The following is a 26,160-nucleotide window of genomic DNA, read 5'->3' as shown; positions in this document are numbered from 1 at the left end:
CAATTCCATGAGGAGGCGAAGGTATTTGGAAACAAAACTCTTTTCACCTTGGACATTAAAAGGTGTTACACTGAAAAACCGCATCGTGATGTCCCCGATGTGTATGTATTCATCCTATGACCGTGATGGGAAATTACAGCCTTTCCACTTCACACATTATATTTCCCGTGCACAAGGTCAGGCTGGTCTCATCATGGTGGAAGCAAGTGCTGTATCTCCTGAGGGAAGAATTAGTGATCAAGACCTCGGTATTTGGAGCGATGAGCACATTGAAGGATTCGCTTCATTAAACGAACAAATCAAAGCATACGGAACGAAGACAGCCATCCAGCTAGCCCATGCAGGACGTAAAGCTGAACTTGATGGAGACATTCTTGCACCATCAAGCATCCCATTTGATGAAACATCTAAAACCCCTGTCGAGATGTCTGTTGATCAAATCAAAGATACCATTCAGGCGTTTCAGGATGCAGCTGTACGGGCAAAAAAAGCGGGTTTTGACATCATTGAAATTCATGGTGCACATGGCTATTTGATCAATGAATTTCTTTCACCGCTGGCGAACCACCGAACAGACGACTATGGCGGTTCACCAGAGAACCGTTATCGTTTCTTAAGAGAAGTCGTAGACGCAGTCAACGCCGTATGGGACGGACCTTTATTTGTCCGTGTGTCGGCTTCTGATTACACGACAAAAGGACTTGATATTGCAGATTATATTGGGATTGCCACTTGGCTCAAAGAGCAAGGTGTCGACTTAATTGATGTCAGCTCAGGTGCTGTCGTGCAGGCGAAAATCAACACATTCCCCGGTTACCAAGTAACATTCGCAGAGAAAATAAAAGAAGGAGCCGGCATTCAAACAGCAGCTGTCGGTCTGATTACATCTGGTATACAGGCAGAGGAGATTTTACAAAATCATCGTGCGGATTTGATCTTTATTGGCAGAGAATTTTTACGGGATCCATACTTCCCGAAAACAGCTGCTCAAGAGCTCCGTACATCCATCGAAAGCCCGCGTCAATATGATCGCGCTTGGTAAAAGCTCTTAGGAAAAAAGGTGTCTATTTTTCGAAATAGGCATCTTTTTTGTTTTTAAGAGAAACATATCTGCCTTTTGTGCCGTCTTTTAGCTAAAGAACCACTTAGAGGAGATGGAAGAATGAATTCGGCAATGATTGAAAAAATGTATCATATAGATGGACACCACTTTTATACAAAACATCGTCAAGGCAAAAGGCAAGCCACGATTATCTTTGAAGCAGGCTATGGCATTTCTAGTGATACGTGGTCGAATATGGCACGTGATATTGACCCAGAGCTTGGGGTTTTCTTATACGACCGTTTAGGAAATGGAAAGAGCAGTGAGAGCGGTGAAGGAAGAACCTTGCATGACCTCGCTGATGATTTAGATGCACTGCTGAAAGAAGCCAATATTCAGCCGCCATTTCTTATTGTCGCTCACTCATTTGGCTCTCTTGTCAGCCGGTTATGGGCAAGCCGCAGAGGAGATGATGTCATTGGTATGGTGCTGTTAGACCCGGCAAGTGAGGAGCAAGAGCAGGTGATCCTGCCGCTTTTATCAAAGGAAGAACGCACTTCATATATGGCGCAGTTTACAGCAGAATGTACGCATGAGGACTTTCAGCAAATGCTAAGCACGATCAAAGAGGAGCAAACCCATTATGGAATGATGCCGCTTCTTGTCATTTCATCAGGTAAGAGCCGATTGTTTCATCCAGCTCATGAAGCTTGGCTCAGACTTCATAAACGTATGCTGTCTTTGTCATCCCAAAGCGGATGGATTCAGGCGCAAAACAGCTCGCACTATATTCATCATGATGAACCGCATATTGTACAGCTTGCTATCTATGATGTATGGTGCGCAGCCAAGCAACCTGTCTCCTATTATCAAACGGCTAATTAAAATAAAAAACTCCTTGACCCGTTATGAGTCGAGGAGTTTCTTTTATTTATACCGTTGGAGCAGATTGACTTTTTTTAGAAAGCAGCTTTTCAATGCTGACAAGCTGAACACATAATGTAAAGATGTCAATCGCTTGCTCTAGTTCTTCAAGAGCCGGGAATGTTGGTGCAATGCGAATGTTACGATCAAGCGGATCTTTTCCATATGGGTATGTTGCACCTGCACCTGTCATTGTGACACCTGCTTCTTTTGCTTTTTGTACAACAGCTTTTGCACAATGATCAAGTGTATTTAAACTAATGAAATATCCACCATTTGGCTTGTGCCATTCAGCAATGTCTTTCCCTCCAAGTTTTTCGTCAAGAATGGAAAGAACGAGATCAAATTTTGGCTTAATGATCGCTGCATGCTTTTTCATATGTTCCTTCAAACCTTCTGGATTTTGGAAGAAACGAAGATGTCTTAGTTGATTAATTTTGTCTGGTCCGATCGTTTGAATCGATAATTGCTTTTGAGTGAAGCTTACATTGTCAGGGCTAGACGCCATCAGTGCAACACCTGAGCCTGGGAATGTAATTTTAGACGTAGACGCAAACATAAACACACGGTTCGGGTATCCTGCCTTTTCAATTGCTTGAAAAATATCTTTTAACGTATCAGGTGTATCCGTTAGATGGTGGACTGCATATGCATCATCCCAAAAAATGCGGAAGTCGTCTGCTTTTGTTTTCATTGAAGCTAGGCGGTCAACGACTTCATCTGAATACGTAATACCGTCTGGATTGCTATATTTAGGTACACACCAAATGCCTTTAATCGCTTCATCTTCTGCGACCAATTTTTCTACCTGATCCATATCAGGTCCATCAGCCTTCATATCGACCGTGATCATCTCTATGTTAAATAGCTCACAAATGGCAAAATGACGATCATACCCTGGGCTTGGTGCAAGGAATTTTACCTTTGGCAGCTCTCCCCAAGGTGTTTTGCTGTCACATACGCCGTGAGTCATCGCACGTGCAATGGTATCATGCATCATATTCAGGCTTGAATTACCGCCGATGATGATTTGTTCTGGCTTTAAATTGAGTACATCTGCAAAAAATTTCTTCGTTTCAGGAAGGCCTGTCAAGCCGCCATAGTTTCGCACATCTGTGCCATCTTCAGCTGTCATTGCATCCTTTGATGTCACAACATCGAGCATACCCATAGACAAATCGAGCTGTTTTGGTGAAGGCTTCCCTCTAGACATGTCTAAGTGCAAGTTTTTACTTTTGTAAGTTTCATACTCATTTTGTAGTGCCACATATAGGTCATTCAATTCTGCTTCACTTAATGCTGTAAAACCGCTCATCTTTGATTGTGCCTCCCGTATTCTTCATAGTTTAATTCGTCATTTGTTTTTCTTCACCATTTTACCACTACCTGAAAAAGAGCGTCATCATAAATATCAAAAAAATCACACAACTTTTTTTGACGATTCATCCAATTTTTACAGGGTGCGTTCAATGGGGAAAGAAAAGAAATCATGTGCAGCTTCTGTCAGCGGGAATATATCGCGGGCTTCTTTCAACAGTTGTTTCAGTGCCTCTTCTCCTTGGTACCGTGCACTTATATGGGTCAAAATGAGCCTTTTTGCGCCTGCTTCCTGTGCTGTTTTCGCTGCTTGTTCTGTTGTACTGTGATAATAATTGTAGGCTAAATCTGCATCTTCTTTACCGAATGTTGCTTCATGGACTAACACATCCGCATTTTTGGCAAGCCTTGTTATATTCTCGCACAAACGGGTATCTCCTGAAAATGCAACGATTCTCCCTTTTTTAGGGGGTTCCAAATAATCGGTTCCATCAATGGTTCTTCCATCTTCGAGTGTCACGGTTTCCCCATTTTTCAACTTCTGATACAAAGGTCCAGGTTTTACACCGATTTCTTTTAGGTCTTCGGCTTTTAATGAACCAGGCATATCTTTTTCCACAACCCGGTAGCCGTAAGCTGGAATTCCGTGAGAGACTCTTCTTGCTTCTACTTGAAAGGTATCGTCTTCAAACACGACCCCTTCATCTATTTCTATGATATGCAGCGGATATGTCAAATGCGTTTGAGTAGCTGAAAGTGCTGCGTTCACAAAGGCCTTAATGCCCTTTGGTCCATAGATCGTCAATTCATCCTCCCCGCCTTGAAAGGATCTGCTGCCAAGGAGTCCTGGTAGGCCATATACATGATCACCGTGCATATGTGTGATAAATATTTTCTCGATCTTTCTCGGTTTAATCGTTGTATGTAAGATTTGGTGCTGCGTTGCTTCTCCGCAATCAAAAAGCCACACTGCATTTCTTTCTTCTAAAAGCTTTAGCGCTGTGCAAGTGACGTTTCTTGTTTTTGCAGGAATGCCTGCACCTGTTCCTAAAAAGAGCAGTTCCATTACTTTTCCTCCTAAAGCCGATATACAATATCTTCATTCATATAGAATACATGAAGACAAGGTAAATGTGAATTCAGCGGAATTTTTGAAAAAAGTGAAACGAGAGCAGAAAAAGTCGAATCAAATGTTTGCTTTACGAACAATGAAGCTTTAAAATAAAGAAAATGTACATACATTCTCGGTTTTTACAACAATGCTACGAATAAAGTGAGGTACTTCTCGTGAATACAGAAACTAACAACCCTAAAGCAGTCATTGTCATTTTTGGCGCAACAGGAGACCTTGCCAAACGCAAGCTCTACCCTTCTATACATAGACTTTATCATAGCGGTAAGCTAGGTGATCAATTCGCTGTTGTCGGAGTTGGACGCCGCCCATGGTCTCATGAGGACCTCAGAGCTGTGGTAAAGGAATCTGTTTCTTCTGATGATGCAGAAGCGAAAACAGAGGAATTTATTTCACATTTCTATTATCATGATTTTGACGTATCAAGCCCTGCTTCCTATCAAGCGCTTAACACGCTTCTAACAGGTCTTGAAGATACGTACAGTATTCCAAATAACCGCATGTTCTATTTAGCTATGGCACCGGAATTCTTCGGAACGATTGCGAAGTTCCTAAAGAGTGAGGGCGTATCAGAAACAACCGGCTGGTCACGACTTGTCATTGAAAAGCCATTTGGGCATGATCTGCCAAGTGCCAAAACATTAAATGAAGAAATTCGTGATGCATTCACAGAAGATCAAATTTATCGTATTGACCACTACCTTGGTAAACAAATGGTTCAAAACATTGAGGTCATCCGCTTTGCGAATGCTATCTTTGAACCGCTTTGGACAAACCGCTATATCTCAAACATTCAAATTACATCCAGTGAATCCTTAGGGGTTGAAGACCGGGCTCGATATTATGAAAATTCTGGTGCACTAAGAGATATGGTCCAAAACCATATGCTTCAAATGGTTGCCCTTTTAGCAATGGAGCCGCCAATTAAACTCAATACAGAGGAAATCCGCAGCGAAAAACGGAAAGTATTGCGCGCTCTTCGTCCTTTTTCTAAAGATGAGGTCGATCAATTCTTTGTCCGCGGACAGTATGATACTGGTACGATTGATGGCAGCGAGGTTCCTTCTTATCTGAAAGAGCAAAATGTTGACCCGAACTCAAACACAGAAACGTTTGTGGCAGGGAAACTGCTGATTGATAACTTTAGATGGGCCGGGGTGCCATTTTACATTCGGACAGGAAAACGGTTAGAAAAGAAATCTACTCAAATCGTAGTTCAATTTAAAGACATTCCAATGAACCTGTACTATGGAAACGGAAATGCCATGCATCCAAACTTACTTGTCATTCACATTCAGCCAGATGAAGGCATCACCCTTCACCTGAATGCCCGCAAGCTGGATGGCGGCACGTATGCGAAACCGATTAAGCTTGACTACCAAACAAACTATAACGACATCATGAATACACCAGAAGCATATGAAAAGCTGATTCATGACTGCTTGCTAGGCGATGCAACTAACTTTGCTCACTGGGACGAGGTGGCACTTTCTTGGAACTTCGTTGATCCGATTTCTGAGAAATGGGCAGAAAGCAAAACATTAAAACCAAACTATCCTGCTGGTTCTATGGGGCCGAAAGAAGCTGATGAGCTTCTAGAAAAAGATGGATACCATTGGTGGAATATATAAAATCATATGAAAAAAGAGCAGTCTCCCTTGGGGGTTCTGCTCTTTTTTTAACGTCCTGTTTTCGTGATTTCAACCGTTGAAAAGTCAAATTTATCATAGCGATGATGGCTAAATGAATATTCAAACGGCTGCCCTGCGTTTAAATAAGCAACCTGCTCGACTTCAAGCACAGGATCTGTTGGGTCACACCCTAAATACTGCTGATCCAGCTGATCTGATTTAGCCGCTCTAATTTTCTTGTGCGCACCTGCTATTTTTAAATGAAGCTGATTTGAAATGTAGCCATAGATAGAACCCAGTAGAACTTCTTCATCTATGCCCTTAATGAGATTGACAGGCATAAACGTTTTTTCTAATACGTAAGGCTCTTCATCCACAAGACGGAGCCGGATGATATCATAAACAGGTGTGGTTGAGTCAATAGATAGATGGGCTGCCACCTCTTCGCTTGGAAAATGGACATCAAAATGAATGATTTGAGTCGTGACGTTTTTATCCGCCATGACTTTTGTGAACCCTTTATTTTCATGGCCCGATACATTGATTGCCCCTTGATTGAGCGCTGCCTTTACAATAAATGTACCATGGCCTCTTTTTCTAAAGAGCAGACCTTCTGCAACGAGAAGATCAAGCGCACGTTTCATTGTCATTCTGCTGCATTGAAATTCGGCGGCAAGCGAGTTTTCATCTGGAATGGGTTGATCTTCTGGATAATAGGCTGTTCCTATTCGTTTTCTGATTTCTTCTGAAATGAGTTCGTACTTCTTCATCTCACACCACCAACTGACTTGTTTTTTCATAGCGCTTTATTCTAGAAGGAAATATGGCGTTTTTTAGCCTTCCTCTCATTTTACACTAAGGGATGTGAGCTTAAAAGGTGCCAGCCATTTTTGTTTCATCCACTTACCGTCACATAAGAAAAATACTTGCTCTTTTCAAGGAAAGAGCAAGTATTTTGATTAAAAACCGTTATTCTTTGAAACGGATTGAAACCAGTATCCGCTTTTCTTAATCGTTCGTTTCCCGTCTTTTTGAAGATCAACTGAGACAAATCCATAACGATTTTTATATGCATTCGACCAGGACCAGTTGTCCATAAAGGTCCATAGATGATAGCCTTTCACATTGCTTCCTTCTTGAATGGCTTGATGCACCCATTTGAGATGCTCAGAAATAAAGTCAATGCGGTAATCGTCATGAATCATTCCTTCTTCATCCTTAAACCGCTCTTCTCCTTCGACGCCCATTCCATTTTCAGAAATAAAGCATTCAATATTATCATAGTCTGTTTGGACTTTTTTCAATATGTCGTAAATGCCCTTTTCATAGATTTCCCAGCCTCGGTACACATTCATTTTTCTTCCCGGCATCTCAAAAGAATCAAAATAATGGTTCGGCATAAATGGTGCTTGAGGATGCGGCATATGCTCTTTCGCTTTCACTCTTCTTGGCTGATAATAGTTGATGCCTAGAAGATCAATCGTATTCTCTCGAATGAGCTCAAGGTCCCCTTCTTCCATACTTGGCATAAAGCCTTCTTTCTTTAAGACTTCTACTAGCTTTTCCGGGAAATGCCCCTTCACCGCAGGATCTAAGAAGGAACGGTTAAAGAAAGCATCGGCCATCTCTGCTGCTTCTACATCGCGCGGATGCTGGCTTCGCGGGTACGAAGGAGTCAGGTTTAGGATGATGCCAATCTTACCGCCTTGCTGCAGCTTTTTATAAGCCGCAATCGCCTTCGCATTTGATAAAAGTTCATGAAAACCGACCTGTACAGCCTTTTGGAAATCGACTTCGTTTGGATAATGAAAGCTATACATATATCCGCCTTCTACAGGAACAATCGGTTCGTTATGGGTAAACCATTTTTTCACCCGGTCGCCAAATAATTGGAAGCATAATGTTGCATAGCTCACATAATCATCGACCACCTGTCTGTTCACCCAGCCGCCTTTCTCCTGCAGTGCCATTGGCATATCGAAATGGTACAGGTTCACAAATGGCTCGATATCATGTGCAATCAGTTCATTGATCACATCATTATAAAAAGACACCGCTTCTTCATTCACAGCACCTGTTCCTTCTGGTAAAAGGCGTGACCATGAAATCGACAGCCGAAATGAATTGTGGCCAATTTCTTTCATGAGACGGATATCCTCTTTATATTTTCGATAAAATTGAGATGTCACGTCCGGTCCTACGCCATCAAAAAAACGAGTCGGCTCTTGTTCAAACAAATGATCCCAAATGTTCGGTCCCTTTCCATCGCCGGGGACGCTCCCTTCTGTTTGCGTCGCAGAAGCAGATGATCCCCACCAGAAACCTTCTGGAAATGTATATGATTGCTTGTTAGTTTCCATCGACATGTATTGAGTCTCCTTCACCTTTGATGTTTGCTGCCTTCGTTTTTTCTGTTGTCGTTATTTTTTCATTTTTCACATTCATACGGTCAATAAATTTCAGGAACGGGAACCAAATGACAAACACAATCATCAGGTTAAACAACTGAAGCAGACCGCCCGCTAGTGAATTTGTTGCCATCATTCCGCTAATAAAGATCGGCACTGTCCATGGGATATTCACGCCTGTCGGCGGCGGTACAATCCCTGATGCCATCGCAAAATAAGTAATACATGTAATGACCATTGGCGCCAAAATCCACGGAATGAGAATAAGCGGATTCATGACAATCGGTAAACCAAAGATAATCGGTTCATTGACGTTAAATAATCCTGGTCCTAAGCCAAGCTTGGCTACTTGTTTTAATTGCTTACTTTTCAGGAAAATTAAAATCGTAAACACAACAGCAAGCGTCATACCGGTTCCACCCATTCCAACCGTATAGATTTCAATAAACTGCTTGCTGATGATATTAGGAACCTCACCTGTTTTTGTGTAGCTCTCTAGGTTTTGAATGGACAATGTATTCCAAATCGGATCCATGACAGAGTTGATAATAATTTGGCCATGAAGCCCAAAGAACCAAAGAATTTGTATAAAGAAAACAGCGATCAACGTCGGAATAATACCGCTTCCAAGACCGACAAGCGGCGCCTGAATGGCATGATAAATCAAATCATGCATATTTGTTTTGAAGCCTTGTGTAATGATGATATTAATGAGCAAAAAGGTTGTAAGTGTCAAAGTAGCCGGGATCAGTGCAGCAAAAGACTTGGAAACAGCTGGCGGAACCCCTTGCGGCATATTGATCACAAATTTCTTTTGGACAAAATAACGATAAATTTCAGCAGACAAAAAGCCTGTGATCATTCCTAGGAACATCCCCTTTGCACCTAAACGATCAACTGGGATAACGCCTGCAATCGTTGCACCGCCTTCTTGTTCTAGTAAAAACGGAGTTAGAAGCAAGAAAGAGGCTAAAGCAATCACGCCGCCAAAGACAGCTTCTACATCATAGCTTTTTGATAAATAGTAGCCAATCCCAAATACAACAAACACACTCATAATGCTGATGGTCGCACTTGGTGCGATATTCAGTGCAGACTGGACGCCCTCCAGTACGGTTTTACTCATGATTTTATCTAAAAATGGCAAATTCATCAGCACAACCATAATGGAACCAAAGATGGTGAGCGGGAACGCAAGCATAAAGGCATCACGTAATACGCCTAAATATCGGTTGTTGTTCAATCTCCCAGCAATCGGAACCAAAATGGCACTTATTTTATCAAACATTGGTTTCCCCCCTTGTTTACACCCTTTATTGTTTAAGCGATTGGAATATCGGCAGAAGCTCTCCCACAAGCTCCTTGATGGTAATGGTCGACATTAAATGATCTTCAGCGTGCATGAGCAATAAGGAAAAGGATGTTGTTTCTCCTCCTGCCTCTTTCTGCACGAGTTGAAAATGGATGTCATGTGCAAGCCGTAAATCTTCTTCCGCTTCTTTCATATGACTAAAAGCTTCTTCTTCTAGACCTTCTCGATATTGTTTCAGAGCCTGAAGCAATTTGCTGCGTGCATTCCCGCTGTGTAAGATCAATTGAAAGCTCACTTGTTCCTCCGTGAGCCCTTCGAGTGTTTTCTTTTCCATCCTTTAAGATTCCCCCATCAATGTAAGTGCCTGTTCATACGCTTTTTGTCCATCGGCAAGCCCGTATGCCTGCATATCAATGACCTCTACCTCAATCCCGTATTTTGTTGCTTCTTTTTGGAGGTCTCCTTTTAAAAAGCTCATTTGCGGTCCGATTAACACAACATCTGCATTCGCCATTTCTTTTTTTGCTTGATCTTGACCAACTGCCCAAATTTCTGCTTCGTCCCCAATTGAATCGGCATGTGCTTTCATCTTTGTCACTAGTAAACTCGTAGACATTCCCGAACTGCATGCTAATAAAATACGTTTCATTTCTCTCACCCCATTGTTGTAATAAAAGCGCTTCCAATTAATATTATATATTTTTATTTTTAAATGTCTAGACATTTAATTTCATTTGTATGTATTTAATATAAAAAAAGAGCGTATTTTACGCTCGTTCAAATTGTTGACAAAGGGCTAAAATGCTTGATTTTAACCCTTTGTCTTCTTTTCAGCCTGATAGAAAACCTTTGCAGTCTAGGAAGGACGAGCACCGGAGCGCAAACCTGACACCGAATGCGAGGGTTTGTCTACACGCTGATTTGTCTTCATTGTCTTATCCTTTTCCTGCCTGGAACCCAGGATACTTTGTCATGCCGCCGTCTACATATAACGTCAGGCCTGTGACATAGCTCGCCTCTTTTGATGCCAGCCAGACAGCGCATGCTGCCACTTCTTCTGGCTTTCCAATATAGCCGATTGGAATCAGCTCAATCACGCCTTTTTTCAATGCTGGATCATTGAATTTCTCCGCATTAATCGGGGTATCAATAGCGCCTGGTGCAATGCTGTTTACACGGATTTTTTTAGGGGCATATTCAAGCGCCAATGTTTCTGTCAAAAGCTTTGCGCCTCCTTTACTAGCTGCATAATGCACGAAATGAGGCCAAGGAATTTGCTGATGAACCGACGACATATTAATGATCGAGCCTTCTATTCCATGATCCGTCATATACTTCAGTGCATCACGGCACCCTAGAAACATGCCTGTTAAATTGGTAGACATTACTTTGTTCCAATTATCCAGCGTCATTTCTGTAGAGGGTACTTCATTTTCAATGCCTGCGTTATTGATCATTACATCAAGACTGCCGAATGTATCAACGGCTTTATCAATCATCGCCTGCATATCCTCTTCCTTTGATACGTCTCCCTTGATTTTCACAGCCTGTCCGCCATGTTTTTGAATTTCTGCAATGGTATCATCCGGATTTTCTTTATCAGAGAAGTAATTAATCACCACATTGGCTTTTTCTTGTCCAAATCGGCGGGCCATCGCTTGACCAATCCCTGTACCTGCACCTGTAATCAGAACTGTTTTTCCTTCTAAATCTGGATACATTCGTGTAACCTCCTATTTTGTAAAGCCTAGCAGCACACCGCCTGCAATAATCATCAAGCAGCCTGCAATGACAAAGCTTGTTCTAGATGCTTTCTCTTTTAATAAGTAAATGCCGCCTAGTGTTGAGATGACAATCCCTGTTTGTGACATCGAAAAGCTGACGGCTACGCCGATTAATGGAATGGCCAAAAGCAGACCAAGATTTCCTGTTGACCAAACAAGACCGGCAATGATATTTCTAAACGTATATTTACTAAATGGGTCCTGCTTTAAACTAATCGCTAAGGATGAAAGCAGCATGCCGACGGATTGCGGGACAAGTGCAGACCAGCCATCAATATCAAACCATCTTAAAATGACGACATATCCGACGTAGCCAACGGTTGAGATGAGCAGAATAATGATCCCTTTTTTAAAATTGCCTCTGCCATTCCCGCCGCCATTCTTTTTTTGGCCGAGCGATGTCATCACAACACCTGCAATGATCAGTAAAATGGCGCAAGAACCAATGAGTATGACCGTCATCGTCTGCCATTCTTTGAAGACCATGACGCCAAATAGCGTTGTGCTCACAAGCTGCATGCCTGTTGATAAAGGAACCGCTTTAGACACACCGAGAAAAGCAACACTTGAAAGCTGATTCATTTGTCCAATACTCCAGAAGATGCCTGAAATGACGGAAACTGCAAAAATAAGCGGTGTCAGCTCTGGCATTTTGATGAAAAAGGCAGCAATCGAAAATAAAAACGCGCCGAGCGTAATGCCAAGGGTTTGCTGATACGCATTCCCGCCTAGTTTGACACTGATGAGAACAATACTTCCCCAAAATATCGCTGGGAGAAGTGCATATAAGATGCCCACTTCTATCCCTACTTTCTTGTCTTTTATACATAGCATCCCTCTTTTTCACATTTTTAGCCGAAAAGATGCAAACAAAAAAACCTTACCAAAGGTAAGGTTTTTCAGTCGTTCTCTATTTATTTCATCCATTCAGTATGGAATACGCCTTCTTTATCTGTACGCTCATACGTATGTGCACCGAAATAGTCACGCTGTGCTTGAATTAAATTCGCTGGAAGGACAGCTGTGCGATAGCTATCAAAGTAAGCAAGTGCACTTGAGAATGAAGGAACAGGAACTCCTTGTTCCACTGCAAGTGAAATGACTTTACGAAGTGATGATTGATAGTTTTGAGCAATATCCTTAAAGTATGGATCAAGCAATAGGTTTTTCAGTTCAGGATTACGGTCATACGCTTCTTTAATTTGTTGTAAGAAGGCTGCACGAATGATACATCCACCGCGGAAGATCATCGCAATTTCACCGTATTTCAAATCCCAGTTATATTCATCAGACGCTGCTTTCATTTGCGCAAAGCCTTGTGCGTAAGAGCAGATTTTACTCATGAATAGGGCTTTTCTAACTGCTTCGATCAGCTCTTGTTTATTCTCAGCTGATTGCGCTGGCTCTGGACCTTCGATCAATTGACTTGCTTCCACACGCTCATCTTTCATTGCTGAAATGTAGCGCGCAAAAACAGACTCAGTAATGATTGGAAGCGGGACACCTAGATCAAGTGAGCTTTTGCTTGTCCATTTTCCAGTTCCTTTTTGACCAGCTTTATCTAAGATCACATCCACAAGCGGCTGGTTTGTTTCCTCATCCACTTTTGTGAAAATGTCAGCTGTAATTTCGATTAAATAGCTGTCAAGCTCGCCTTTATTCCACTCTGAGAATACTTCATGAAGCTCCCCTGCTGACAATCCAGCAACATGCTTCAAGATAAAGTATGATTCAGAGATCAATTGCATATCTCCGTACTCGATACCGTTATGAACCATTTTGACATAATGTCCTGCTCCATCTGGGCCGATATACGTTGTACAAGGCTCGCCATCTACTTTCGCAGAGATCGCTTCTAAAATTGGTTTCACTAGCTCATGCGCTTCTTTTTGACCGCCTGGCATGATGGAAGGACCTTTTAGCGCGCCTTCTTCACCGCCGGAAACACCTGTACCAATGAAGTGAATACCACTTTCTGCAAGCTCTTGGTTACGTCTTTGTGTATCCTTGTAATATGTATTTCCACCATCAATTAAAATGTCACCTTTCTCTAGGTGAGGAAGTAATGATTGAATGGTTGCATCTGTTGCTGCACCAGCTTTTACCATTAAAAGAATTTTACGCGGTGTTTCAAGCGACTGAACAAATTCTTCGATGCTGTATGTGCCAACAACGTTTTTTCCTTCTGCTTCTTGAAGAAACTCTTCTGTTTTGCTGCTAGATCTGTTATAAACGGATACGGAGAAACCGCGGCTTTCAATATTGAGGGCAAGGTTTTTCCCCATAACGGCTAGTCCAACCACACCGATTTGTTGTTTTGACATAATTCTGACGTCCCTTCTAACACACTATATTGATTACTGCTGAAATGATGTACCCTTTGAAATTACCACAACATCACCTCTTTTATCAAGTTTTCAGGCTAGTCATTTCCTCTTTCGTCCTGAAAAAAATCTTTATTAAAACTTGTCCCGCTTGTTTTGCTCTCTTTTTCCTTAATGGTGATCCCTCTTTGCACCAATGATTTTCCATATTTTTCCTTCAGTCCATCTAAAATGGTTTGGAGAGGCTCTTCTTTTGCATCTTCTGTATATGAAAATAAATCAAGCTGTTTAACAGCTGCTTTTCGTTCGACAAGGTCTGTCCCCGTCACACCTAAGAGCCTCACTGGCTGGTCATTCCAATGTTTAAGGAATAACTGCTTTGCCGCTTCAAATATGTCTTCTTTTCGATCCGTTGGATTTGTGAGCATGACACTTCGCGTGATATTTTTCCAGCTTGCATACCGAATCATGATGAGCAGCCGGTTCGCCATCACTTCTTTTCTCCTTAACCTTGCACTCACAGATTGTGACAGCTTATCAATTAACGTGACAAGTTCATCTGAATCATCAGAATCATGAGGCAGAGTAGATGAATTGCCGACGGATTTAAATTCGTATATTCTTTCTGGGTCTACGATGCCGTCATGTTCACCATTCGCCTTTTGCTTTAATCTCGGTCCATTAATGCCAAGCAATTCTTTTAGCGTATACTCATTCGCTTTCGCTAAGTCTTCAATGGTATGAATTCCGATTTTTTTTAATTTCTCTGCCGTTTTTTGTCCAACCCCGTGCATATCACCAGCAGGGAGCGGCCAGAGCATGTTCGGAACATCTCGTTTACGCAATATGGTGATGCCCATCGGCTTTTTCCAATTTGACGCCATTTTCGCTAAAAATTTATTCGGTGCAATGCCGATACTTGAAGGAAGCATCAGTTCCTCTACAAGCCTTGTTTGAATATCATGAGCCGTTTTTACCGCATGCTCGGCATATGGCGTATGCGTTAAATCAATATAGCCCTCATCAATCGATACAGGTTCGACTAAATCACTGTATTCTCTTAGTATTGTAAACATCTCTTGTGAGGAGCTGCGGTACCGGTCAAAGTTCGGTGTGCGGACAATGAGTCCCGGACATAGCCGCTTCGCCTCCCACAAAGGCATCGGGGGCTTCACGCCTAGTGCTCTTGCCTCGTAGCTGCACGTCACAACAATCCCTTTACGCTCTTTTGCATTTCCGCTGATGGCTAAAGGTTTCCCTCGCAAAGAAGGATCATACGCCATTTCTACATTGGCATAAAAAGCATTCATGTCTATATGAAAAATAATATTTGACATTGGCATAACCCCATTTTCTTGTCTACCTGTATTTTGATCAGCTGTTTCCTAATATATCAAACATGATTGCTCTCTTTTATGTTCAATTATACATTGATTTATTTCATCTTTCCTTAAAAAAACCTTCTCTAAAAAAGAGAAGGCCAGACTGTTAACAAAGGGCTAAAATGATCTTGATTTTAGCCTTAGTCTTCTTTTCAGCGTGATCAAAAACCTATGCAGCCCTAGGAAGGACGAGCACCGGAGCGCAGGACTGACACCGAATGCGAGGGTTTGTCTGCGCGCTGGGTTTCACGTTCATTTACACTTTTTCTTCAAGTATACCATGTTGATATTGAATGTCCTCATATGTGAATACTTCATTTTTTTGATGATGTAAATGTTTTACCACCGGATTGGGCTGTTGATGAAAATTCATACTCAAACTTTGATTGGAGTAGTGTCCAGCCGGATCAATATAATACTTGTAATCAATGACTCTTTCTACATCAATTTCAGCGTAAGCAATTCCTTCCGTTTCAGCAGGAACCATATCACTGATCGGTTCCCCGTCCGGCCCGTAAATGCACGTATGCCCGCTCTTAAATGTTTCAAAGTAATCTCTTTGCTCCTGCGTTAAACAAATCATTTCTTTCATTTCTTCCGTATATATAGATGATGTCATCAGCACAAATGTCTGTGTTGCGATGGCATAATATCTGCTTGAAATTTCATCGTCAAAATAACCTGGCCAAGAGGCTACATGTACCTGCTCATTTTGAGCATTCATCGCCATAAGATCAAGCGGGACTTGATGCTCCCAGCACATCAATCCGCCAAGGTTTCCAATGTCAGTTTGAAAGACTGGCATCATACTTCCACTTCCATCCCCCCAAATGAGTCTTTCTGCTACAGAAGCTCTCATTTTCCGGTGTTTTCCTATTAAATCCCCATTTGGATTAAACCAAAGCTGAGCTAAATAGAGAGAGCCGCCATCTTTTTCACTGCATGATATACAAACGTACGTTTCATTTCTTTTTGCTGCCTCACTTATTTTTTGAATGGCTAAGCTAGGGATTTCAACGGCATTTTTATATAATTCATGATAGAACTTTCTCGTATATTCTGGATGACCAATAAAAGCAAACCAAGGATAACCAGGTAAAAATGCTTCTGGGAATGCCACAAGCTTTGCACCATTTGAAGCTGCCTCGTCGATCAGTTCACATGATTTCTCAACGCTTGCTTCCAAATTTAAGTAGACAGGTGCTGCTTGCACGGCAGCTGCTCGAAACTTTGGGTAAATACTTGTCATATTCAAAACCTCCATTTCTTTTATCCCCCTCATTATAGGATAGGAAATATGAAGTTTGGATGAAATTTACCATTTTATACAAAATAAGGAATTTTATTTAATAGAGAAAACACGTGGTTGTGTTAGACATTTAACCATGTGTATAGTACACTGTGAGTAATGAAATGGATGTGATAATCATGATTATTGATACATTCAATGAAGTCTTTTTCCTTGTTGAATTCTTTACGATTATTCTTCCAGCGCTGACGGCCATCGGCATTGCGTTTTTACTAAAAGACTGCCGTATGAACGAACACCTTGGTGGACATCGTTTGGAAGAGTTGGACGCATCTTGCTTGAATCGAACAGACTTTCTGTTTATCATATACGATCGCATTACAACTTGGATTAGTAAAGTCATTCGAATGAAAAGATCATCAAATGATGATGAAGACCATTCGCTTCCTCTCACTAATTAAATTTTTTTAATCATGAGGAGGAAACGAATTGAAACGTTTATTGACTGTTTTTACGACTTTATGTTTGATGATGATTGCGTCACCTGCATTTGCAGCGAGTGCGCAAACGAATACGAGCTCTGATGGGTTTTTCCATCATTATTTTGTTCAGCCTTTTTCTGAGCTGATCATTTGGCTTGCGAACTTTTTCCATGATGATTATGGTTTATCCATTATGTTCGTCACCTTGATTGTCCGCCTGCTGATTTTCCCGCTTTTTGCGAACCAATTTAAGAAGCAACGAGTCATGCAGGAAAAAATGGCACTGGTGAAACCTCAGATTGACCAAATACAAAGCAAACTGAAGAAAACAAAAGATCCTGAAAAACAAAAAGAACTGCAAATGGAAATGATGAAAGTATATAAAGAGAACAATGTGAACCCGCTGGCAATGGGCTGTCTGCCTATGCTGATTCAAATTCCAATTGTTCTTGGCTTTTACTCAGCGATCCGCTCAACACCTGAGATCGCAACTCATACGTTCTTATGGTTTAACTTGGGACAAACCGATTTATTGGTGGCAGTCTTTGCAGGGGCTATGTATTTCTTGCAATTTTATGTCACACAAAAATATGCGAAGCAATCAGGCACTCAGACAGAGGCTGCGCTGAAGCAAGCGAAAGTAATGGGCATGATTTTCCCAATCATGATGCTGTTTCTTTCAATCAATGCACCCGCTGCTCTTCCTTTATACTGGATGACAAGCGGACTATTACTCACGATTCAAACGATTATTTTAAATGTCATGTACCAAAAATCAAAAACGAAAGCTGCGGCTAACGAACAAGCCAAACCAGCTGCTGAATAAAAATAAACCCCTTATCTTTAGATAAGGGGCTTTTCATTATGCCAATTCTTCTTTCAACCGGTCTGGCAATTGATCAAGGTCCTCAATTTTCCCAAGGAACTTATTTGGGTCCACTTGTAAAATCATTTTGTTTTCTCTCTCCACAACGCCGAAGAAATATTCAGAGGCCTTCGTGTTCATATGAAATGGCTTGATCTCACTTTGCTCGATATCGATGATATCTTTTGCATCTGAGACAAGACAGCCAATCATTTGATCGTTTACTTCAAATAGCAGCACCTTGGACTGCTCGTTCACATCAAGAGGCTTTCCGTGAAGCATCACGCCTGTATCACTGACAGGAATGACCTCTCCTCTTAATGACATCAGCCCTTTAATTTCTTTTGGTAGGTTCGATACTTCTTGTAAGTAAGGGACCTTCTCAATCGAACGAATATGCTCTACACTGATGCCAAACTCCTCTTGCCCCACCTGAAAAATAATAATCTTTTGCGTGCTCACAGAGTCTCCTGCCTTTACGATGGATTTGTCGTTTCTTCGATAATGGCGAGAACCATTTCAGCTGTTTTGACTAATTCTTCAATCGGCATTTTCTCATTTTTCGTATGAATATCTTCATATCCAACAGCTAGGTTGACAGTTGGAACGCCGTTGCCTGCAATGACGTTTGCATCACTGCCTCCGCCGCTCGTCTGCAGTTCTGAAGGACGGCCAATTTTTGCTGCCGCTTTTTTCGCCACTTCTACGACTTGATCGCCGTGTGAGAATTTGAAGCCTGGATACATGATGTCAATTTGTACATCGGCACTTCCGCCCATTTCTTTAGCGGTTTTTTCAAAGGCTTCTTTCATCTTCGCTACTTGAGCTTCCATTTTTGCTGGTTCTAAAGAGCGTGCTTCCGCCAAAATATCGACTTGATCGCACACAATATTCGTTTGTGTTCCGCCTTCAAAACGGCCGATATTCGCCGTTGTTTCTTCATCAATCCGGCCAAGCGGCATGCTGGCAATTGCTTTTGATGCAATGGTAATCGCAGACACACCTTTTTCTGGCGCGACACCTGCGTGAGCGGTTTTTCCGTAAATCGTTGCGCGTACTTTTGCCTGTGTTGGTGCAGCTACAATAATCGTGCCAACCTTGCCATCTGAATCAAGGGCATAGCCGTATTTCGCTGTCATCAAATTCGGATCTAACGCTTTTGCTCCAACAAGTCCTGATTCCTCGCCTGCTGTGATCACAAATTCAATTGTTCCATGCGGTAAATTTTTCTCTTTCAGCACGCGGATCGCCTCAAACATAGCAGCAAGTCCTGTTTTATCGTCAGCACCAAGAATCGTTGTTCCATCTGTTTTCACATAGCCGTCCTCAATGACTGGTTTTACGCCATTCCCTGGTACAACTGTATCCATATGAGAAGTGAAATAAATTGTATCTGCCTCTTGATTTCCTTCTAATGTGCAGACAAGGTTGCCTGCGCCGTGGCCTGTTACCGCTTTTGAATCGTCTTCAATCACTTTTAGACCAAGCTGCGAGAATTTTTCTTTTAATACTTCAACAATTTTCTCTTCGTGTTTTGTTTCTGAATCAATCTGAACTAATTCTAAAAATTCGTCTAGTAAGCGTTTTTCATTGATCATGATGATGCTCCTCCTCTTATAGCGGCATGTTGCCATGCTTTTTTAACGGTCTATCTTCTTCCTTACTGCGAAGCACATCAAATGAGCGGATCAATCGCTCTCTCGTTTCAGCTGGCATAAAAATATCGTCTATCAGACCTGCCTGAGCCGCTTTCCATACACTTGGTTTGTTTTCAGACTTGCGCGAAGCAGGATGAACGATTTCGTCTGCGAACGTTTTCCCCATGACATCAATTTCGGCTTCTGGCCATGCATAAACAAAGTCAGCGCCTAAGCCCTTGCTATTCATCGCGACATATGCACCGCCAAACGCCTTTCTTAAAATGACAGTGATTTTTGGAACAGTTGCTTCAGCGTACGCATATAAAAGCTTTGCCCCATGGCGGATAATTCCCGCATGCTCGGCTTTTTCTCCTGGTAAAAAACCAGGAACGTCCACAAGGGTTAAGATCGGAATATGAAACGCATCGCAAAATCGAATAAACCTGGCCGCTTTATCGGCAGCGTCAAGATCAAGGCTGCCTGCCAGCACCTTTGGCTGATTGGCAACAACACCAATGGAGGCTCCTTGTAATCTGGCAAAACCTGTGACAATATTTTTTGAGAAACAAGGCTGCGTTTCAAAGAATGAGTCTGGATCGGTTATCGCTGTCACCACTTGTTTGACATCATAAGTTCGTGATGGATCCTTTGGCAAGATGCTGCCTGGATCGGCGGTATCATGTTTTCGCGTCCCAGCGCGTGTGACAGCCTGCTGTTTCGTTTGTATGTACGTTAAAAGAGTTCGAACCGCTTCTAACACGTCCTTCTCATCTTTCCCAGTATAGTGCACATTCCCGCTCGTCTGATGCTGAACACTTGCACCGCCAAGACGGTCAGGACAGACCGTTTCTCCTGTTGCCTTTTCTATTACTTTCGGACCAGTTAAAAACATATGAGCTGTTTGCTCTGTCATAAAGACAAAATCAGTCAATGCAGGAGAATAAACTGCACCTCCAGCACATGAACCTAAAATAACTGATATTTGCGGGATTCGACCAGAGTACAGCACATTCCGTTTAAAAATCTGTCCGTATCCTTCTAATGATACCACACCCTCTTGAATTCTCGCACCACCTGAGTCTTTTAGACCGATGACCGGCATCTGATTTTTAGCTGCCAGATCCATCAAAGAGGCAATTTTTTTCGCATGCATTTCGCCTAATGAGCCCCCATATACAGTTGCATCTTGTGCATAAACACAGACAGGCTTACCGTGAATGAGTCCCGTTCCAATGACGACGCCGTCACCAACATGCTCTGACAGACCGCCTGTTGCAAATGACTGAATTTCCATCAAGCTGCCCTCGTCAAGAAGTTCATGCAGCCGCTCTCGAACCGTCAGCTTTCCTTTGTTTCTGTGAGCCGCTGCTCGTTTTTCGCCGCCGCCCATTAACGCTTTATTCCGCCATTCAGACAAGTCATTGAACGATTCATTCATCGCAATATTTCTCTCCTTTCAAGGACCCGCACAATTCAAATAACACACCTGACGTTTCTTTAGGTGAAATAAAGGCAATCTGCTTTCCGCTGGCGCCCATCTGTGCTTTTTTTTGGAGAAGCTGCACGCCAAGGTGATCGAGACGGCTAAGATCAGCCTGAATGTCATCTGACTTTAACGCTATATGATGAAGGCCCTCTCCTCTTTTTGTTAAAAAGGTATGTAGTTTACTGCGGGCTGAGATGGGCTCAATTAATTCAATGTGCAGATCATCAAGTGAAGCGAAGGACGCTTTAATCTCCTGCTCAGGAATCTCTTGTATGTCTGAAAAATGCCAGTTAAATAGCTGATGAAGCGTTTGAGATGTTTCTTTAATAGAATAGACGGCAATGGCAATATGATCGATTTGGTTCATCCGTTCACTTCCTTTGCTGATCACTTGTCGCATATGAAAAAACCAGATAAAATAAAGACAAGTGCGCTTGTCGCAAAAATCTTCGGTTATAGGGGTGCGATATGTCTCAAAAATTCATGAAATTTATGGTATTGCTTATGATTAGCCTGCTGTTAGTTTCTTCACTTTTAGCAGGAGCAGCAGCCTTTTTATAAGGTTTTAATAAAGGCAGACAAGCAGGTGATTCGCGATATCAACGAATGGCCTGTTTGTCTTTGGCAAGCTTTTCAAAGGAAGCACTTGTTTTTGTAATCCATACCTTGGTGCCAATTGGAAGCTGATCAAACAAAAGCTCTACATCTTGATTATGAAGCCTTACACAGCCTGCTGTGATAAATTTCCCAATCGATGTTTCGTCACTCGTTCCGTGAATTCCGTAGGTTCTGCCATCTGTTCCTCGTGCATCAAATCCAATCCATCTTCGCCCAAGAGGGTTATTCTTTGCACCCCCTTCAATATTCTTTCTTCTGTAATAGGGATCTTTCGCTTTGATCATAATCGTAAATTCACCTTCTGGCGTTAAATCCGCTGTTTTTCCTGTTGAAGCAGGATATACTTTTTGGATTTTCCCTTGATCAATGAAGGCAAGTTCATTCGTTTGTTTATTAATGATGACAAACGGGTCACCTGGAAGCGGGTTTTGTCCAAGCGGCCAGATAGGTGAAAGGGACATGGTCAGTACGGTATAAAATAAAAGACGCATAGGCTCCTCCTTTTTCATTAGATTGACCAATGAAGGAGGAACTCATGCGTCTCTATTCTTTCATCCCTTTAAAATAGCTTTTCAGTACTAAATATTGTTCCATTTCACCGAGGAAATGAAAGAGTGCCGCTCTTGCCTCAAATTCTTCTCTTGTTTGCGGGAGCGGAAGTGCATCGAACTCTTCTTTCATATCAATGAGACGTCTTAAAAACTTATGCGCTGTGTTCCCCGGGTGAATATGTTCGCGTAAGTCTCTAATGTATTCTGCAATGATTTGTCCATGCTCCGTTGTGACAGAGATCGAAGTAATTTTGGGCAGCACACGCTCAATGATTTCAAATTGCTTTTGTCTCATGTTGAAATAATGGTAATACAGGTTTTCATGTCTTAATACATGGTTTTCAACATCACGATATGCAAGAGCTTTCGCTTCTTTGATCAATTGATGTGTCTCTGGTATTTCTTTTCCTGTCCAGTCTTGTTTCCCTGTCATTAAGTATTGCTCGATTTCCTCAAAGATTTTAGCAAAGTTGGCTTCAATCTGTTCGCTGTAGCGTTTAAGTTTTTTATCAACACTTGGCATATAGAGGTTCATAATCAGCGCTACCCCAACACCAATGGTAATCAGCAGCAGCTCGTTCCAGATGAGGTGCAGGGTAATCCCGCCAGACATGTATAAATGGAGAATGATGACTGAACTTGTGACAATCCCTTCTTTAATTCGAAGCAAAACCGTTGTCGGAATAAAGACAAGCAGCATCAAACCGATCACAAAAGGATGATACCCAATCAGATCGAAAAATAAATAAGAAAATAAAATAGCAAGACTGCATGCTGCAAAGCGAGCTCCCGATGCTAAGAGGGATCTTTTCTTTGTCACCTGAATACACAGGATCGTAATAATCCCGGCAGCTGAATAATTTTGCAAGCCAAGCAATTGTGCAATATAAATAGCGATCGCTGTTCCTAATGCTGTTTTCAGCGTTCGGTAGCCGATTTTAAACATGATGTGATTCACTCTTTTCTGTCTTGTTTCCATTCACTTTTGTGAAATGATGAACTTTTTTTACTTTCCCCATTATAATCAAAAAAAGAAGGAGATGTTAAGTCTCCTTCTCTTATTTCTTTATAATATTTTTTGTAAAAAGTCTTTTGCGCGCTGTGAAGACGGTGATTCAAAAAATTGCACAGGGTTTGCATCCTCTACAATTTTCCCATCATCCATAAAGATCACGCGGTCAGCCACTTCTTTTGCAAAGCCCATTTCATGTGTGACGATAACGAGTGTCATTCCAGATTGAGCCAGCTCTTTCATGACCTCTAATACTTCCTTGACCATTTCTGGATCTAGAGCAGACGTTGGTTCGTCAAACAGCATAATGTCTGGTGTCATCGCAAGCGCACGCGCAATCGCTACACGCTGCTTTTGACCGCCTGACAGACGGTTCGGGAAATCATCTTTTTTCTCTAAAAGCCCTACCTTTTTGAGCAGGTCTTCAGCTTGCTTGATGCTGTCTTCCTTCGATTGATTCTTCACATTCATTGGCGCATACGTGATATTTTCCAGCACCGTTTTATGCGGGAACAGATGGAAATGCTGAAACACCATTCCGATGTTCTCACGCACTTTTAGTGCATTCGTTTTTGGATTGGTGATTTCGGTGTCCTTAATCGTAATGACACCAGAAGTCGGCTTTTCAAGTAAATTCATGCAGCGGAGGAACGTCGATTTTCCTGAACCAGATGGTCCAATAACCGCAACAACTTCCCCTTCTTTAATGGTGGTGTCGATCCCCTTTAAAACTTCGTTTTTACCAAAAGATTTTGTGAGTTTCTCTATTTTAATCATTTGATTTTAACTTCCTTTCCACCGATTTGCCGACAAAGGTGAGAACAAGCACGATGACATAATAGATAAGACCCGCAAAAATAAGCGGTTCAAGATAATTATACGTGACGGCCCCTGCTTGATAGGCTCGTCTCATGACATCACCCAGTCCGATGACTGTTACAATCGCTGATTCTTTTGTCAGTGTAATCGTCTCATTCACAAGTGCAGGTGAAATATTTTTAAACGCCTGCGGAAGCAATAGGTCCTTCATCATTTTAGCATAAGGGATGCCTAAAGCAACGGCTGCTTCTTTTTGACCTTTATCAATGGCATTAATACCCGCACGAATAATTTCAGATACGTATGCCGCCGAGTTGAGTGAAAATGCCGCTACAGCAGCCCAGTATTGGTCGATTTGAAACCCAAGAAGCTGAGGCAGACCAAAATAAATAATGAGCAATTGAAGCACAAGCGGTGTGCCTCGGAAAATTGACGTATAAAAATCTGCAAGCCAAATGAGCGGTTTAAACACACTAATTTTACAAAGCGTTAATAAAATTCCTAAGATAAATCCAAGTAAAAGGGATACCACTACTATAGAAAGCGTGACCTTAAGTCCTTCTAGAATAAAGGGCATCTGAGGTATTACATCTTTAAAATCAAACATGACATTCTCCTTTTTTCTGCCTTTATACAAAACAGGAAAAAAGTTCAACATGAGTTGAACTTTTCAGCGCTTTTCTACTTGATTTTCTGGAATGACGCTGATCCTTTTCCTGACTTACTTTTCATCAGCAAACCATTTTTTAATTAATTTATCAAGTTCGCCATTATCTTTCATTTCTTTTAATGATTTATTAAATTTCGCTGTTAAGTCGCTGTTTTTCTTGAATGCAATGGCTGAACCTTCGTTTGAGCTGTTCAATCCAAATGCTTGGAAGTCTTTTTCCTTTTTCAAGTAACCAGCAGCTACTTTATCTTCAATAATTGCTGCATCAAAACGGCCTGCTTTAATCTCTTGAATGATATCAGAAATTTTATTACGGTCTTCAACTGTTAGGTTATATTTCTTTTGCAGTCCATTTGCTTCATCCTGTTGAATGGAACCTAATTGAACGCCGACTGTTTTGTCTTTTAAATCTTTCTCTGCCTTAATACCGCTAGATTTCTTTGATACAACCAAGTTTTTAGCATTGTAATAAACATCAGAGAAATCAACTTGCTTTTTACGTTTTTCTGTAGGTGTCATTCCTGCAAGGACAATATCAGCTTTGTTTGTTTTGAGGGCTGATACAAGGCTAGCAAAGTCCATATCTTGAATTTCTAGCTTGTAGCCGTTCTTTTTCGCTAGTGCTGTTGCAAGATCTACATCAAAACCGACAATTTTATCTCCGTCTTTTGATTCAAATGGCGGATAATCTGCTGATGTCGCCATAACGAGTGTCTTGTCATCTCCTGATGCGTTTGAATTATTAGAAGAAGTTCCGCATGCTGCGAGTGCAGCTGCAAGACCAGCTGTCATAAGTAATAATAACCACTTTTTCATATGATGATGCCTCCCAGTATTTAAAATCATGTATTGATTTGAATATTTATTCACTATAATGTATTTTAAACACTTTCTTTTTAAGATGCAATAGTATTTTGCTAAAATTATTTTGATTCTATTGTCTTATAAAACAAAAAGCAGACCGATCTAAAGACCGGACTGCTTTATATTTATTCATTCAAACGTCACATGTTAGATTTCTTCGCAATGCTCATCGAAAGCGGCTTGTAGTTTTGACACGACTTCCATTGGCTCATGCCCTTCAATTTCATGACGCTCGACCATTTTGATGATTTTTCCATCTTTTAATAAGGCAAAAGATGGTGAAGATGGCGGGAAGCCTTCAAAGTATTCACGGGCTCTTGCTGTTGCCTCTTTGTCCTGCCCAGCAAACACTGTCAGCAATTGATCTGGACGCTTATCGTAATGAACAGAATAGCCGGCAGCTGGTCTTGCAATACCACCTGCACAACCGCATACTGAATTCACCATGACAAGTGCCGTTCCTTTTTTAGTCAGTGCTTCGTCCACTTCTTCAGCTGACGTGAGCTCAGTGTAGCCTGCCTGCTTAATTTCTTCTCTCGCTTGTTTCACAATATCATTCATAAATAAATTAAAATCAATATTCATGTCCGTCCACTCCTTTTGCGTACCATAACCATTTTAACTCCATCATATCAAGGAAAACGCCTG

General features: G+C 41.6%; 28 protein-coding genes. 6 read left to right on the top strand and 22 right to left on the bottom strand.

Annotated features, from left to right (window positions below; translation table 11 throughout):
• Positions 1-25: 25 nt before the first annotated feature.
• Together namA and M1D84_RS07995 are read left to right on the top strand one after the other, a co-directional pair.
• On the top strand, positions 26-1,042 hold the full coding sequence (namA, locus tag M1D84_RS08000; RefSeq protein ID WP_080780811.1) for an NADPH dehydrogenase NamA: 1,017 nt from the start codon (positions 26-28) through the stop codon (positions 1,040-1,042).
• Positions 1,043-1,162: 120 nt separating this feature from the next.
• Positions 1,163-1,927, top strand: coding sequence for an alpha/beta fold hydrolase (locus M1D84_RS07995; RefSeq protein WP_024422899.1), 765 nt, complete (start codon positions 1,163-1,165; stop codon positions 1,925-1,927).
• A 46-nt stretch (positions 1,928-1,973) separates the two neighbouring features.
• Here the strand turns inward: M1D84_RS07995 and M1D84_RS07990 are convergent, their stop codons facing one another.
• Positions 1,974-3,281, bottom strand: coding sequence for an aminotransferase class I/II-fold pyridoxal phosphate-dependent enzyme (locus M1D84_RS07990; protein WP_044332755.1), 1,308 nt, complete (start codon positions 3,279-3,281; stop codon positions 1,974-1,976).
• Between the two features lie 138 nt (positions 3,282-3,419).
• Entirely contained in the window at positions 3,420-4,349 is a 930-nt protein-coding gene (gene rnz, locus M1D84_RS07985; RefSeq protein ID WP_332284167.1) for a ribonuclease Z, read from the bottom strand.
• A gap of 221 nt (positions 4,350-4,570) precedes the next feature.
• Here rnz and zwf point away from each other — a divergent pair, with 221 nt between their 5' ends.
• Entirely contained in the window at positions 4,571-6,046 is a 1,476-nt protein-coding gene (zwf, locus tag M1D84_RS07980; protein WP_024422901.1) for a glucose-6-phosphate dehydrogenase, read from the top strand.
• A gap of 47 nt (positions 6,047-6,093) precedes the next feature.
• Here the strand turns inward: zwf and M1D84_RS07975 are convergent, their stop codons facing one another.
• From M1D84_RS07975 to M1D84_RS07930, 10 genes are all read right to left on the bottom strand, one after another.
• Complete coding sequence (locus M1D84_RS07975; RefSeq protein ID WP_024422902.1) at positions 6,094-6,816, bottom strand: GntR family transcriptional regulator; 723 nt, start codon at positions 6,814-6,816, stop codon at positions 6,094-6,096.
• Positions 6,817-7,005: 189 nt separating this feature from the next.
• Positions 7,006-8,412, bottom strand: a complete 1,407-nt coding sequence (locus M1D84_RS07970; RefSeq protein WP_458106432.1) for a glycoside hydrolase family 1 protein — start codon at positions 8,410-8,412, stop codon at positions 7,006-7,008.
• The gene (gene celB, locus M1D84_RS07965; RefSeq protein ID WP_034622356.1) at positions 8,396-9,742 is read right to left on the bottom strand and encodes a PTS cellobiose transporter subunit IIC; all 1,347 of its coding nucleotides are present in this window, start codon (positions 9,740-9,742) and stop codon (positions 8,396-8,398) included. The genes M1D84_RS07970 and celB overlap by 17 nt, the downstream gene beginning before the upstream one ends.
• A 25-nt stretch (positions 9,743-9,767) precedes the next feature.
• On the bottom strand, positions 9,768-10,100 hold the full coding sequence (locus M1D84_RS07960; RefSeq protein WP_024422904.1) for a PTS lactose/cellobiose transporter subunit IIA: 333 nt from the start codon (positions 10,098-10,100) through the stop codon (positions 9,768-9,770).
• Positions 10,101-10,103: 3 nt separating this feature from the next.
• Positions 10,104-10,415 carry a PTS sugar transporter subunit IIB gene (locus M1D84_RS07955; protein WP_024422905.1) on the bottom strand — a complete coding sequence of 104 codons (312 nt, stop codon included), beginning with the start codon at positions 10,413-10,415 and terminating at the stop codon, positions 10,104-10,106.
• A gap of 286 nt (positions 10,416-10,701) precedes the next feature.
• Positions 10,702-11,487, bottom strand: coding sequence for an SDR family oxidoreductase (locus tag M1D84_RS07950; RefSeq protein WP_262090202.1), 786 nt, complete (start codon positions 11,485-11,487; stop codon positions 10,702-10,704).
• Between the two features lie 12 nt (positions 11,488-11,499).
• A complete protein-coding gene (locus tag M1D84_RS07945) occupies positions 11,500-12,348 on the bottom strand; it encodes a GRP family sugar transporter (protein ID WP_025093008.1) in 849 nt (282 codons plus the stop codon).
• A gap of 116 nt (positions 12,349-12,464) precedes the next feature.
• Positions 12,465-13,874, bottom strand: a complete 1,410-nt coding sequence (gndA, locus tag M1D84_RS07940) for an NADP-dependent phosphogluconate dehydrogenase (RefSeq protein WP_024428028.1) — start codon at positions 13,872-13,874, stop codon at positions 12,465-12,467.
• Between the two features lie 98 nt (positions 13,875-13,972).
• The gene (locus M1D84_RS07935) at positions 13,973-15,217 is read right to left on the bottom strand and encodes a DNA polymerase IV (protein ID WP_024422908.1); all 1,245 of its coding nucleotides are present in this window, start codon (positions 15,215-15,217) and stop codon (positions 13,973-13,975) included.
• Positions 15,218-15,512: 295 nt separating this feature from the next.
• On the bottom strand, positions 15,513-16,505 hold the full coding sequence (locus M1D84_RS07930; RefSeq protein ID WP_277721866.1) for a carbon-nitrogen hydrolase family protein: 993 nt from the start codon (positions 16,503-16,505) through the stop codon (positions 15,513-15,515).
• Between the two features lie 179 nt (positions 16,506-16,684).
• Here M1D84_RS07930 and M1D84_RS07925 point away from each other — a divergent pair, with 179 nt between their 5' ends.
• Both M1D84_RS07925 and M1D84_RS07920 read left to right on the top strand, forming a co-directional pair.
• Positions 16,685-16,966, top strand: a complete 282-nt coding sequence (locus M1D84_RS07925) for a hypothetical protein (RefSeq protein ID WP_024422910.1) — start codon at positions 16,685-16,687, stop codon at positions 16,964-16,966.
• Between the two features lie 28 nt (positions 16,967-16,994).
• On the top strand, positions 16,995-17,813 hold the full coding sequence (locus M1D84_RS07920) for a membrane protein insertase YidC (RefSeq protein ID WP_025093006.1): 819 nt from the start codon (positions 16,995-16,997) through the stop codon (positions 17,811-17,813).
• 36 nt (positions 17,814-17,849) lie between these two features.
• Here M1D84_RS07920 and M1D84_RS07915 read toward each other — a convergent pair whose 3' ends face one another.
• Genes M1D84_RS07915 through mce form a run of 4 tightly spaced genes read right to left on the bottom strand, consistent with a single transcriptional unit; the run spans position 17,850 to position 21,345 of the window.
• Complete coding sequence (locus M1D84_RS07915) at positions 17,850-18,314, bottom strand: chemotaxis protein CheW (protein WP_024422912.1); 465 nt, start codon at positions 18,312-18,314, stop codon at positions 17,850-17,852.
• 14 nt (positions 18,315-18,328) lie between these two features.
• On the bottom strand, positions 18,329-19,450 hold the full coding sequence (locus M1D84_RS07910; RefSeq protein WP_025093005.1) for a tripeptidase T: 1,122 nt from the start codon (positions 19,448-19,450) through the stop codon (positions 18,329-18,331).
• Between the two features lie 16 nt (positions 19,451-19,466).
• The gene (locus M1D84_RS07905) at positions 19,467-20,930 is read right to left on the bottom strand and encodes an acyl-CoA carboxylase subunit beta (RefSeq protein WP_103131966.1); all 1,464 of its coding nucleotides are present in this window, start codon (positions 20,928-20,930) and stop codon (positions 19,467-19,469) included.
• Positions 20,923-21,345, bottom strand: coding sequence for a methylmalonyl-CoA epimerase (gene mce / locus M1D84_RS07900; protein ID WP_044332745.1), 423 nt, complete (start codon positions 21,343-21,345; stop codon positions 20,923-20,925). Before mce ends, M1D84_RS07905 begins: the two co-directional genes overlap by 8 nt.
• Before the next feature lie 101 nt (positions 21,346-21,446).
• Between mce and prli42 the strand changes: the two genes are divergently transcribed.
• The gene (gene prli42 / locus M1D84_RS07895; RefSeq protein WP_149126490.1) at positions 21,447-21,539 is read left to right on the top strand and encodes a stressosome-associated protein Prli42; all 93 of its coding nucleotides are present in this window, start codon (positions 21,447-21,449) and stop codon (positions 21,537-21,539) included.
• Between the two features lie 38 nt (positions 21,540-21,577).
• Here prli42 and M1D84_RS07890 read toward each other — a convergent pair whose 3' ends face one another.
• The 6 genes from M1D84_RS07890 to M1D84_RS07865 all read right to left on the bottom strand — a co-directional run bounded on the left by M1D84_RS07890 (position 21,578) and on the right by M1D84_RS07865 (position 26,097).
• Positions 21,578-22,087 carry a L,D-transpeptidase gene (locus tag M1D84_RS07890; RefSeq protein WP_044332743.1) on the bottom strand — a complete coding sequence of 170 codons (510 nt, stop codon included), beginning with the start codon at positions 22,085-22,087 and terminating at the stop codon, positions 21,578-21,580.
• Positions 22,088-22,139: 52 nt separating this feature from the next.
• Positions 22,140-23,093: an aromatic acid exporter family protein gene (locus M1D84_RS07885; protein WP_024422917.1), complete on the bottom strand. Its 954-nt coding sequence runs from the start codon at positions 23,091-23,093 to the stop codon at positions 22,140-22,142.
• A 120-nt stretch (positions 23,094-23,213) separates the two neighbouring features.
• Complete coding sequence (locus M1D84_RS07880; protein ID WP_024422918.1) at positions 23,214-23,936, bottom strand: amino acid ABC transporter ATP-binding protein; 723 nt, start codon at positions 23,934-23,936, stop codon at positions 23,214-23,216.
• Entirely contained in the window at positions 23,929-24,585 is a 657-nt protein-coding gene (locus tag M1D84_RS07875; protein ID WP_024422919.1) for an amino acid ABC transporter permease, read from the bottom strand. Before M1D84_RS07875 ends, M1D84_RS07880 begins: the two co-directional genes overlap by 8 nt.
• A 114-nt stretch (positions 24,586-24,699) precedes the next feature.
• Positions 24,700-25,464 carry a transporter substrate-binding domain-containing protein gene (locus tag M1D84_RS07870; RefSeq protein ID WP_024422920.1) on the bottom strand — a complete coding sequence of 255 codons (765 nt, stop codon included), beginning with the start codon at positions 25,462-25,464 and terminating at the stop codon, positions 24,700-24,702.
• 195 nt (positions 25,465-25,659) lie between these two features.
• Positions 25,660-26,097: a BrxA/BrxB family bacilliredoxin gene (locus tag M1D84_RS07865; protein ID WP_024428021.1), complete on the bottom strand. Its 438-nt coding sequence runs from the start codon at positions 26,095-26,097 to the stop codon at positions 25,660-25,662.
• Between the last annotated feature and the right edge of the window lie 63 nt (positions 26,098-26,160).

The sequence above is a fragment of the Bacillus sp. PK5-006 genome (assembly GCF_054161415.1).
Note: the sequence above shows the minus strand (reverse complement) of the source record. Positions and strands in the feature narration are given on the sequence as shown.

What these genes read in the sequence shown, in the direction of transcription:
- M1D84_RS07995 (WP_024422899.1), top strand. Translation starts at nt 1,163, where the DNA reads ATGAATTCGGCAATGATTGAAAAAATGTATCATATAGATGGACACCAC.
- M1D84_RS07990 (WP_044332755.1), bottom strand. Translation starts at nt 3,281, where the DNA reads ATGAGCGGTTTTACAGCATTAAGTGAAGCAGAATTGAATGACCTATAT.
- rnz (WP_332284167.1), bottom strand. Translation starts at nt 4,349, where the DNA reads ATGGAACTGCTCTTTTTAGGAACAGGTGCAGGCATTCCTGCAAAAACA.
- M1D84_RS07975 (WP_024422902.1), bottom strand. Translation starts at nt 6,816, where the DNA reads ATGAAGAAGTACGAACTCATTTCAGAAGAAATCAGAAAACGAATAGGA.
- M1D84_RS07970 (WP_458106432.1), bottom strand. Translation starts at nt 8,412, where the DNA reads ATGTCGATGGAAACTAACAAGCAATCATATACATTTCCAGAAGGTTTC.
- celB (WP_034622356.1), bottom strand. Translation starts at nt 9,742, where the DNA reads ATGTTTGATAAAATAAGTGCCATTTTGGTTCCGATTGCTGGGAGATTG.
- M1D84_RS07960 (WP_024422904.1), bottom strand. Translation starts at nt 10,100, where the DNA reads ATGGAAAAGAAAACACTCGAAGGGCTCACGGAGGAACAAGTGAGCTTT.
- M1D84_RS07955 (WP_024422905.1), bottom strand. Translation starts at nt 10,415, where the DNA reads ATGAAACGTATTTTATTAGCATGCAGTTCGGGAATGTCTACGAGTTTA.
- M1D84_RS07950 (WP_262090202.1), bottom strand. Translation starts at nt 11,487, where the DNA reads ATGTATCCAGATTTAGAAGGAAAAACAGTTCTGATTACAGGTGCAGGT.
- gndA (WP_024428028.1), bottom strand. Translation starts at nt 13,874, where the DNA reads ATGTCAAAACAACAAATCGGTGTGGTTGGACTAGCCGTTATGGGGAAA.
- M1D84_RS07935 (WP_024422908.1), bottom strand. Translation starts at nt 15,217, where the DNA reads ATGCCAATGTCAAATATTATTTTTCATATAGACATGAATGCTTTTTAT.
- M1D84_RS07930 (WP_277721866.1), bottom strand. Translation starts at nt 16,505, where the DNA reads ATGACAAGTATTTACCCAAAGTTTCGAGCAGCTGCCGTGCAAGCAGCA.
- M1D84_RS07925 (WP_024422910.1), top strand. Translation starts at nt 16,685, where the DNA reads ATGATTATTGATACATTCAATGAAGTCTTTTTCCTTGTTGAATTCTTT.
- M1D84_RS07910 (WP_025093005.1), bottom strand. Translation starts at nt 19,450, where the DNA reads ATGATCAATGAAAAACGCTTACTAGACGAATTTTTAGAATTAGTTCAG.
- M1D84_RS07905 (WP_103131966.1), bottom strand. Translation starts at nt 20,930, where the DNA reads ATGAATGAATCGTTCAATGACTTGTCTGAATGGCGGAATAAAGCGTTA.
- mce (WP_044332745.1), bottom strand. Translation starts at nt 21,345, where the DNA reads ATGAACCAAATCGATCATATTGCCATTGCCGTCTATTCTATTAAAGAA.
- prli42 (WP_149126490.1), top strand. Translation starts at nt 21,447, where the DNA reads ATGTCTCAAAAATTCATGAAATTTATGGTATTGCTTATGATTAGCCTG.
- M1D84_RS07890 (WP_044332743.1), bottom strand. Translation starts at nt 22,087, where the DNA reads ATGCGTCTTTTATTTTATACCGTACTGACCATGTCCCTTTCACCTATC.
- M1D84_RS07885 (WP_024422917.1), bottom strand. Translation starts at nt 23,093, where the DNA reads ATGTTTAAAATCGGCTACCGAACGCTGAAAACAGCATTAGGAACAGCG.
- M1D84_RS07880 (WP_024422918.1), bottom strand. Translation starts at nt 23,936, where the DNA reads ATGATTAAAATAGAGAAACTCACAAAATCTTTTGGTAAAAACGAAGTT.
- M1D84_RS07875 (WP_024422919.1), bottom strand. Translation starts at nt 24,585, where the DNA reads ATGTTTGATTTTAAAGATGTAATACCTCAGATGCCCTTTATTCTAGAA.
- M1D84_RS07870 (WP_024422920.1), bottom strand. Translation starts at nt 25,464, where the DNA reads ATGAAAAAGTGGTTATTATTACTTATGACAGCTGGTCTTGCAGCTGCA.
- M1D84_RS07865 (WP_024428021.1), bottom strand. Translation starts at nt 26,097, where the DNA reads ATGAATATTGATTTTAATTTATTTATGAATGATATTGTGAAACAAGCG.